Here is a 9,949-nt window from a genome sequence, read left to right as displayed (position 1 = left end):
TTTTTAAAGTGAATACTAATTATTAAGTTTATGCAAACTTAATATATCAGAGTAACAAACGGCAAGAAAAATGAGACAATTATTATCGGGCTTTCTTTTTATTTTCGAGAGGATTGACTATCGATTGTTTGGCTTTGACAACTATCCCGCATCCAGGAGGCTGTGTAAAAACTCAGGATCAGGTACGTCATTGCGAACCGTAGGTGAAGCAATCCAGTCCACAATGCGTATAATCTGGATTGCTTCGTTCCTACCAATGACAATGTCCACCCCCTGCCCCCGCCAGCGGGGGATACGATGCCGCAGGTATCCCCCGCTGGCGGGGGCAGGGGGTGGATATTGTCNGAAGGGCGATAAACTAATGTTACACTTGACATAAATTTGTTTTTAAAGTGAATACTAATTATTAAGTTTATGCAAACTTAATATATCAGAGTAACAAACGGCAAGAAAAATGAGACAATTATAACCGAACTTTCTTTTTATTTTCGAGAGAATAGACAATCGACTGTTCGGTTTTGACAACTATCCTGCATCCAGATGGCATGGTAAAACTCCAGAAATTGCCCTTGACTCTCATCAGACAAGACGCCGGTAAATACATAGAATAAATAAACGCGCATAACAGCATCCATCGAGGCACCATATCCGGTTTCTATATTTATGAGGTTTCTTACACTGACGCCACTCTGCTTAGCCACATCTTTCCGGATTAACCGGAGTTGTTCTACTCTGACTTTGTAGAGGTAGTTTCCAATGGGTTGCTTCATATCCAACGCATGGATTCGATACGATAAATTGAACTTACTTGCATCGTCACGATATATAAAGAATTCTTTAGATTTCAATGTGACGTTTTTACTTCCTTTTTGTTTTTGATCTTTTTTCATAATTGTTATTTATAATTATCAAAAGCAAAAGTAACATAAGCAAGAACATACAGGTTTGTAGAATTCTGCAAGTGGACGATGACAAAGACGTTTTTATTTTGATTGCAGGAAAGGGTCGGATGATCGACTATAAATCATCCGACCTTTTACTATTTATCATCCGGCCATTTATATCAATGGTCCGGACCAAATTTGAACAGGGTTTAATCAGGAATAACCGGGATGGAAATGAGGGGATTACTGTAGGGGCGGTTCGCGAACCGCCCAATGCACAGAATATACAGAAAACCATTTTCGGGCGGTTCGCGAACCGCCCCTACAGTAAATCATTATCAAAACTGGATGGAAAAGGAAGTAAATTAGGGTCTGGGTTTTATTGATTCCACCGGCCCCTTGTAAAGTCTGGTATTTCTACCGGATGGCTATCATTATTTACGGATATTTCCGTCAACTCCACCAGACAGGACCATTCAGCAGCATCGTACACATCCATATCAAGTGGTAGTCCATTTCGCAGACAGTGAATCAGCCGGTAATCCATGATATAATCCCTGGCTCGCTCACCACAAAGGTCAATAGCTTTCCGACCGGTTTCTTTCAGGAAAGGATGTTCATACTTTGCAAGCAGTTCGTTTGTTTGTTCCGGAGAAAGTACCTGTTCCGAATGGGGAGAGAATGCAAACTGATTGACCGGATACTTCTGTGCATATCCTTTCGTTCCATTAATTAAATGAATACGGTTGTAGGGACGCGGATTGGATACGTTATACTGTAAAAGTATCGTTTTGCCGTTTTCCGTGCGGATAAGCGTTGTATTCATATCTCCCAGTTTATGATCGAATTGTGCTTCGGGAGAGTCTTCTCCATACACCTCTTTTGCATAGAGGTTCATGCCGACAGGCTTGGTAGACATGGATACGAGGCTCTTCATCCGGTCGCCCCTGTGAATATTCAGTAACTGACATATAGGTCCCAAACCATGCGTGGGGTAGGGGTTGCCATTATGCAGTGTATTAAATCGTATTTGCCAGTTGGATAATCTTTTGCCAAACTCGTTAGAAAGTATCCTGTCGCGAAGATCATGGATATATGCTCCTTCAGCATGTAGAATCTCACCGAACAAGCCTTGCTGAGCCATGTGAAGGGTAGTCAGTTCGAAAGAGTCGTAACAGCAATTTTCGAGCATGATACAGTGCTTCTGTGTGCGTTCTGCCGTATTAACCAATTGCCAGCATTCGGAAACGGTGGTTGCGGCAGGTATTTCGACTGCGGCGTGTTTGCCACATTCCATGGCATAAACGGCCATTGGGGTATGGCTTTCCCAATCGGTACAAATGTAAATCAGGTCAATGTCCTTTTGCTCACATAAAGATTTCCATCCATTTTCTCCGCAGTATTCTTTTACCGGCTGTAATCCCTTATCTTTTAATATGCGTTGGGCTTCTTCTGTGTTAGATGGTACGATATCGCAAAAACCATTGATTCGTGTACCCTCTATATTGATCAGGCGATGTACGGCACGCTTAGCCCTCACTCCAAGGCCAATGATACCTATACGAACCTCATCCAAGGGTGGACAAGATAACTTTAAAACGTTTTTTTGCTCCATAATCTGATTCTGGTACAAATTTATTCAAATTTGCTTAAGGTAACAAACTGAAGCTCTATTTTGTGTTTGAGGGTGTGTCAAAGATCATCGACCTTTGACACACCCTCAAGGAGTTTTCAATGTTTATAGCAGATGTAAAATCTAAAGTTAGTCACTTAGTAGCCGCCAAAAGACTGGAAGTATATCTTTTCATCTTTCTGAACGATGCTCCATATCTGCTTGTTGTGAAGTAGACCCGGATCAAGGTTTTCGGAAAGCGAGGTGTAGATAAGTTCCCCGTAGGTGTTGCGTGTGAAGAATCCGAACTCCTGATTGGAACCAACATAAATGTGTCCTTCCGGGCTTACCAATAAGGAGCGGACGATGTTTTTGCTTTTCAATGGATGCAGAGTCCAGTTGCATCCGTCGAATTCGAGCAGGCCATTGTGGTTACCTATATATATGGTATTTGCGGCATCGGATTGTAACATCCAGTTTTGTCCGGAAGCCGCATAAACATCCCGGGTGTAGTTTTTTACGTAAGGCAAGAATGCATGTAAAGGGTGGTAAGCGGTTAAAAGCAAAAATATGAATATAGTAGTGTGTTTATTCATTTCATAGTGTAGATGATGATTGGGTAGCTAAAATAGTAAGATTTTAGGAGATAATCCGAAGAATTAAAGAAGAATAGTCTGTCGAGGCTCTAATTAAAAGATTTCGATGCCTTGCCGCTATCATAAATAAAGAGTAATTTTGCGGCATGAAAACTAAACCTGCTGTAGAGCGTACAATGCCTTCACCCTCCAAGACTTCAATGAACATCTTATTTGCACTGAGTCTGGCGCATTTGTTGAACGACATGCTGCAATCTGTGGTGTCTGCCAGTTATCCGGTGATTAGAGATAATCTTTCCCTGACGTTCAGTCAGATTGGTATTATTGCTTTGGTTTATCAGATTTGTGCATCGGTATTTCAACCCGCTTTTGGGGTGCTTTTTGATAAGAAGCCAAAGCCGTGGTATCTGAGTCTGGGAACATCGTCTACATTGATCGGACTATTGATTCTGGCCTTTGCACATTCCGTTTATATGGTCATGGTAGCCGTTGCTTTTGTGGGTTTGGGCTCTTCTATTATTCATCCGGAGGCTTCCCGGTTGACGCATTATGCTTCGGGAGGTAAACACGGTTTGGCCCAATCCATTTTTCAGGTAGGCGGTAACTTTGGTGGCTCGATAGGCCCTTTGCTTGCCGCTTTGATCATTGCTCCGTATGGACAGGAATATATGGTGGTCTTTGCCGGAATAGCGGTAATCTCCATTCTGACCAAACGCCCTATAACCAAATGGTATGCCGAACGAATTAAAACGCTAAAATCCAGAAATGCTCCGAAAGAAGTTATTCACAGGGTGCGATTAACGAAGCACCAGGTGTATTATTCATTAATTATACTGCTTGTATTGATCTTCTCGAAATATGTATATACAGCTAGTTTGACTAACTATTATACTTTTTACCTGATCGAGAAGTTTGAGGTAACCACCCAGCAATCGCAACTGTTTTTATTTGCTTTCCTGTTTGCCTCGGCAGCGGGGACGTTGGTTGGTGGGCCGATTGGCGACCGTTTCGGACGTAAATATGTGATTTGGTTTTCTATTCTCGGAACAGCACCTTTCTCTTTATTGATGCCTCACGCCAATTTGTTTTGGACGTGTGTATTGAGTATTATCATTGGATTTGTGCTTTCTTCTGCATTTTCAGCTATACTTGTTTATGCACAAGAGTTATTGCCAACCAAAGTAGGGCTTATATCCGGCTTGTTCTTCGGACTTGCATTCGGCATTGCCGGAATAGCTGCTGCGGTATTGGGAAAGGTAGCCGATCATCAGGGGCTTGAATACGTTTATAGGTTTTGTGCTTATATGCCGTTATTGGGATTTATAGCTATTTTCCTTCCCAATGTAAAACCGCATCGCTAAATTTTATATAACTTTGCGTAGCGAAAAAAAGAATAAGATCATGGAAGTGACATTAAATACAATCGAAGAAGGATTGGAAGAACTGCGTCAAGGCAGAATCTTAATTGTAGTAGATGATGAAGATCGTGAGAACGAAGGTGATTTCATCGTTGCGGGAGAAAAGATAACCGCGGAAATTGTAAACTTTATGTTAACGTATGGACGAGGTGTTATGTGTGTGCCTTTAACCGAAAGCCGTTGCAAAGAGTTACAATTGGAAATGATGGCATGCGACAATACTTCTTTGTTGGGTACGCCATTTACAATGTCTGTTGATCTGGTTGGCTATGGCTGTACTACGGGAGTTTCTACTCACGATCGGACGGCTACTATCAAGGCTTTGATGGACCCGGCGACGAAACCGGAAGAGCTGGCGCGTCCCGGACATATTTTTCCTTTGAAGGCTGCAAGTAAAGGGGTACTTGAGCGTAACGGACACACCGAAGCAGTGATTGATATGACCCGTTTGGCTGGACTTCAGCTGGGAGGCGCTTTGATTGAGATTCTTAATCCGGATGGAAGTATGGCACGCTTGCCGCAGTTAATAGAGATTGCAAGAGAGCATCAGCTAAAAATCTGTTCCATAGCCGATTTAGTTCAATATCGTATCCAACATAATCTGTAAATATCATGTTGCCTCATCAACGTAGAGAGAAAATTCTGGAGCTTATTCGTGAAGACGGGCATGCCAAAGTGCTTGATTTGAGTCGTATATTCAAAGTCACCGAAGTAACTATCCGGCAGGACCTTGAACGCCTGGAAAAGGAAGGTGTAATTAAACGTGAGCATGGGGGAGCGATACTGACTAATATGGATGCAGGGGTAAAGAACATCACCCTGCAAAACCAGAAGAATATGCCGGAGAAGATGGCGATAGCCCGTAAAGCTGTATCTTTTATAGAGAATGGCGATACTATTATTCTTGACTCCGGCTCCACTACTACTGAGATAGCTAAACTGCTTGTCGATTTCCAGAATATCACTGTTATTACTAATGCATTGAATATTGCTCTGATTCTAGGGGCACATCCCAACATCAACCTTGTAGTGACCGGTGGTGAGTTCAAAGCACCGACATTATCTCTTACAGGACAAAAAGCAGCCGACTTCTTTTATAACCTGAATGTAGATAAGCTATTTCTGGCAACGGCTGGAATAACACTGAAATCCGGACTCACTTATCCCAGTATCAGCGATATCTGTGTAAAAAGGGCTATGATTGAATCGGCTAATGAGGTGTATCTTGTAGCCGATTCCAGCAAGATAGGCTTAAATTCATTTGCCAGTCTAGGAGCACTTTCGCTTATCAACCTACTGATTACCGACAGTACTATTTCGAAAGAAAACGAAGAAATGCTGAAAGCGAATGATATTGCTTATACGATTGCCCAGGTGGAGTAGGCAGTAATATAATTATTAGTTTTTCGTATGTGCACAAAAAGAATTATTCTCGCATTTTTCTAGGGTCTTGCCGACAATCGAAAACAGAAAATATATATATAATTTCATTTTCTATACGATAGACTACTTTGTAATGTTTATGTGTCACTAAACTGCGGTACTCATAATTTAATCCTTCCATGTTTAGTTCTATAGATCCCATTTTGGGAAAGATAGCAAGACGAACAACGGTTTCAACTACTTTATCTACGATTCTATTAGCCGTTTTCAGTCCTGCTACACGATGATAATAAGCACTAATATTTTCTAATTGTTGTTCTGCAAGAGGCTCCCACTTCACTTCCATGATTGCATCTTCTCTTTAAGTCGTTTTACCACCACATCATGGGGTACGCTCTTTTTCGGATCATGCTGGGCTTCTGCCAATAGAATCGCTTCTCTTAGTTCTTCTTGTGTGCATGGTACTCCTGGTATGCGCTCAAAAGGAAGCGTATCTAATTCTTCCTCTCCTGTATCATCAAAGATATACACTGTTACATCGGGTGATTTACGAATGATACTCCGCATCTCATTCATTAGCTTACGCCCGCTTTCTGTATTATCATTTATTACAATTGTTGCCATAGCTTTGCCTTTTTTAGTATAACCTGTATACAAACTTACATAAAAAGAATGATTTATAAACGAGTCGAGATTATTTTCTTCTACCATTTATGGAATCTTATTTCCTATTGCATCTATTAAGTAAAACGAATCATGTTAAACTTAAAACGCAATGTATATGAAACGAGCAATGGTTTTTCTATTCTTACTGAGTTATCTTTTTTCTTTTGAAGGTGCGTGCCAGCAAAAAAGAGTGATGAAAAAGGTTTCTCCTAAGCAAGTTGTATCCGATCCGGTAATATCTGATCAGGTATTGCCCGGAAGAAGACCTGTTATAGAGATTCCGGGATTGAAACCGGACGAATCTCCGGTACGGGTGACGAATGTGAAGATTGATGTAAAAGTAGTTGGTTCAATGGCTGTAACCACCATTGATATGATTTTCTTTAATCCCAATCGGCGGATATTAGAGGGGCAATTTGAATTTCCTTTGGGCGAAGGCCAATCCATTTCCCGCTTTGCGCTCGATATCAATGGGAAATTGCGCGAAGGCGTAGTTGTCGACAAACAGAAAGGGCAGCAGATCTTTGAAGATATAATCCGGTTGCAGGTCGACCCGGGACTGCTGGAAAAAACAAAAGGGAATAATTTTAGAACCCGGGTTTATCCACTGCCGGCTCAGGGAACACGTCGAATTGTGATTGCTTATGAGCAGGAATTAAAGAAAGAGAATGCTGATTATCGCTTCCATCTGCCTGTGCAATATGGAGAGTTGGATAATTTCGACTTGCAGGTCACTGTTTTCTCTTCTCCCAAATCGCCTCAGGTAGAAGAAACGCCTTGGGGTAAATTCTCGTTCGACAGAGCCAATGATGCATTTATTGCATCTTATAGTAAAAAGAATTTCAAGAAAGAAGGGCAATTGGTATTCTCTATTCCCAGACAAACCAATCAAAATGTTTTTATAGAAAAGGGGAGGGTAAGCGGTGAGACTTATTTCTATGCTAATGTACAGCCCGATGTGCTTCTTTCTCCGGATAAAATGCCTTCCATTTCTGCTATAGATATCTACTGGGATGGATCTTCGTCAATGGTTCAACGTGATCTGGAAAAAGAACTGGAATTTCTGGAAGTCTACTTAAAGGGATTAGGGGCGGTTAAAGTGAATCTTTATACTTTCAATATCTTTTGCAATAAAGTAGCTTCGTTTAAGATAGACGGAGACTGCTCAAAACTTATAGACGCATTACGGAGACTGCCATATGATGGGGCAACACAGTATGGTGCGCTTGATTTCAAGGGGGCGGTTTTTTCCTCCAATGCCGACCGGATAATGTTATTCTCTGATGGCATAAGTACCTTTGGACGGGCGGAAGCTACACCAGGAAAAACTCCTTTGGTTGTTGTTTCATCTCAATTGTCAGCCGATTATTCCCAATTAAACTATCTGGCTTCGGCAACTGGCGGATCTTACGTAAATCTGATGCAGCAATCCATTACGGAAGCAATGGTTTCTGTTCGCACGGCAGGTATGTACTTCATTTCGGCTGATTATAATTTGAATGAGATTACCGACTTGAATCCGTCAGTACCCCAGTTAATAAAAGGAGAAGATGTGTTTTCTGTAACAGGTAAATTAAAAACGCAATCTGCCCGTGTTACGCTTCATTTCGGAGTGAATAATAAAGTATTGTCTTCGAAGACGATTGTTTTGAACAAATCTATGGCGCAGTATTATGATAATATTGTGGAACGCATGTGGGCGCAAAAACAAATAGCCGGACTTGATATACGTTACGAAAGAAATAAAGAGGCTATAGAAGAGATTGGTAAACAATTTAACATTGTCACCCGCAGCACTTCATTGATTGTACTGGACAATGTGGCCGATTATGTACGCTATGAAATAACTCCTCCTGCCGAATTGCTGGATGAATACAATCGTTTGTTGGCCGACAAAAAAGCAAGGGAAAAGAAGATGACTTCCGAGTCCGAATCTCTTAAAGTAAGGATAGAAAATGTGCTTCCTATGTTTAATGCCCGCAAAGAGTGGTGGAACAAGGACTTCCCGAAGAATTGCCGACCTGCACCAAAGAGGCAGAAAGAGGTGATGAATATTGTATCTGAAGAGGAAATGGTTATGGTAGATGATCTGGATGTGGTTGCAGATATGGTATATGCTCCTGTAGCTGCGCCTGAAATGATGATGGAAGAAGAAGCTCCCGTTGTTATGGAAAACTCCTCCCGTAGTACGGCGGATAGGAGGCAGGACAAGAAGGTGGCTGGAAAAAAACAGGAACAACAAAGCGAGCGTGTGAGGGCCAGGATACAACTCAAAGTATGGAGTCCGGATACTCCATATATGAATCAACTGAAGAAGCAATCTGATAAAGAGTTGTATTCAACTTATCTGTCTATTAAAGAGGAATATAAGGACGCACCTTCTTTCTATCTTGATGTAGCTTCTCTCTTTGAAGAAAAAGGATTGAAAAAAGAAGCCTTGATTGTTCTTTCCAATCTGGCGGAGATGGAGATTGAAGATTACCGTTTGCTGCGTGTGTTGGCAAATCGCCTCAGACAGCTTGGATACATGGACTATGCGATCAGTTATTTTGAACAGGTGCTCGGGTTGCGTCCTTACGAACCGCAATCTTATCGCGATTTAGGGTTGGCTTATGCAAGTAATAAGCAGTATCAGAAATCCGTTGATACGCTTTATGAGATTGTGAAGAAGTCATGGGATGGCCGTTTCCCGGAGATCGAAGTCATTGCCCTCGAAGAAATGAATCAGGTGATTGCCGAGGCTCGCAGGAAAGGTATCAGGTTGAATCTCTCTGCAATTGATAAACGACTGGTGTCCGAAATGCCGGTAGATATTCGCATTGTCCTGAACTGGGATACCGATAACAGCGATATGGACCTTTGGGTGACGGACCCATGCGGCGAGGTATGTATTTACAGTAATCCACGAACCTATATCGGCGGTCTTCTATCGCGTGATTTCACTGGTGGTTATGGTCCCGAGGAGTTTCTGATCAGAGAGGCTAAACCTGGCAAATACCGTATTCAGGCCAATTATTACGGTTCCCGCCAACAAACGCTTATCGGAGCAACAACGATCTATCTGGATATCTATACTTATTATTCTTCGGGTAAGGAGAAAAAGGAAACCATTACCCTACGCTTAACCGAAAATAAAGAAACGATAGATATCGGAGAAATTGTTTTTGAAAGAAGATAGCGAAAAGATTTCCTCTATTTAAGCCGCTTCTAGAAATGATTCGACGAAAAAATATTTTTGATGCATCAAAAAATAATTTTCGTCGAATCAAAAATATTTTTTTGATGCATCATTTCAGTTTGTACTTTTAAGTTGTAGTGATATTTGAATGCCATGACGGAAAATACCGCTCAATAGTATTAAATTAAGCTATTGTACGCTAAGCCCTTAAC

The 9,949-nt window shown here is 41.5% G+C and carries 9 protein-coding genes; 4 read left to right on the top strand and 5 right to left on the bottom strand.

Annotated features, from left to right (window positions below; translation table 11 throughout):
* Positions 1-482: 482 nt before the first annotated feature.
* The 3 genes from D0T87_RS17805 to D0T87_RS17795 all read right to left on the bottom strand — a co-directional run bounded on the left by D0T87_RS17805 (position 483) and on the right by D0T87_RS17795 (position 3,092).
* Complete coding sequence (locus tag D0T87_RS17805; protein ID WP_163176525.1) at positions 483-890, bottom strand: hypothetical protein; 408 nt, start codon at positions 888-890, stop codon at positions 483-485.
* 373 nt (positions 891-1,263) lie between these two features.
* Positions 1,264-2,499 carry a Gfo/Idh/MocA family protein gene (locus tag D0T87_RS17800; protein ID WP_163176523.1) on the bottom strand — a complete coding sequence of 412 codons (1,236 nt, stop codon included), beginning with the start codon at positions 2,497-2,499 and terminating at the stop codon, positions 1,264-1,266.
* A 155-nt stretch (positions 2,500-2,654) separates the two neighbouring features.
* Positions 2,655-3,092 carry a hypothetical protein gene (locus tag D0T87_RS17795; protein WP_163176521.1) on the bottom strand — a complete coding sequence of 146 codons (438 nt, stop codon included), beginning with the start codon at positions 3,090-3,092 and terminating at the stop codon, positions 2,655-2,657.
* Between the two features lie 146 nt (positions 3,093-3,238).
* On the opposite strand from D0T87_RS17795, the gene D0T87_RS17790 reads away from it, so the two are divergent.
* From D0T87_RS17790 to D0T87_RS17780, 3 genes are read left to right on the top strand one after another with little or no spacing between them, the layout of a single operon-like run.
* Positions 3,239-4,453, top strand: coding sequence for an MFS transporter (locus tag D0T87_RS17790; protein WP_203558724.1), 1,215 nt, complete (start codon positions 3,239-3,241; stop codon positions 4,451-4,453).
* Positions 4,454-4,493: 40 nt separating this feature from the next.
* Positions 4,494-5,117, top strand: a complete 624-nt coding sequence (gene ribB / locus D0T87_RS17785) for a 3,4-dihydroxy-2-butanone-4-phosphate synthase (RefSeq protein ID WP_163176519.1) — start codon at positions 4,494-4,496, stop codon at positions 5,115-5,117.
* A 5-nt stretch (positions 5,118-5,122) separates the two neighbouring features.
* A complete protein-coding gene (locus D0T87_RS17780) occupies positions 5,123-5,893 on the top strand; it encodes a DeoR/GlpR family DNA-binding transcription regulator (RefSeq protein WP_163176517.1) in 771 nt (256 codons plus the stop codon).
* A 43-nt stretch (positions 5,894-5,936) separates the two neighbouring features.
* Here the strand turns inward: D0T87_RS17780 and D0T87_RS17775 are convergent, their stop codons facing one another.
* A complete protein-coding gene (locus D0T87_RS17775; RefSeq protein ID WP_163176515.1) occupies positions 5,937-6,239 on the bottom strand; it encodes a type II toxin-antitoxin system RelE/ParE family toxin in 303 nt (100 codons plus the stop codon).
* The gene (locus D0T87_RS17770; protein WP_163176513.1) at positions 6,230-6,517 is read right to left on the bottom strand and encodes a hypothetical protein; all 288 of its coding nucleotides are present in this window, start codon (positions 6,515-6,517) and stop codon (positions 6,230-6,232) included. Before D0T87_RS17770 ends, D0T87_RS17775 begins: the two co-directional genes overlap by 10 nt.
* A gap of 157 nt (positions 6,518-6,674) precedes the next feature.
* Here D0T87_RS17770 and D0T87_RS17765 point away from each other — a divergent pair, with 157 nt between their 5' ends.
* Positions 6,675-9,737 carry a VIT domain-containing protein gene (locus D0T87_RS17765; protein ID WP_163176511.1) on the top strand — a complete coding sequence of 1,021 codons (3,063 nt, stop codon included), beginning with the start codon at positions 6,675-6,677 and terminating at the stop codon, positions 9,735-9,737.
* The last annotated feature ends 212 nt before the right edge of the window (positions 9,738-9,949 follow it).

This window comes from Bacteroides sp. 51 (assembly GCF_010500965.1).
Lineage (GTDB): Bacteria > Bacteroidota > Bacteroidia > Bacteroidales > Bacteroidaceae > Bacteroides.
The sequence above is the reverse complement of the archived record's forward strand: the minus strand, read 5'-3'. Positions and strand labels throughout refer to the sequence as shown.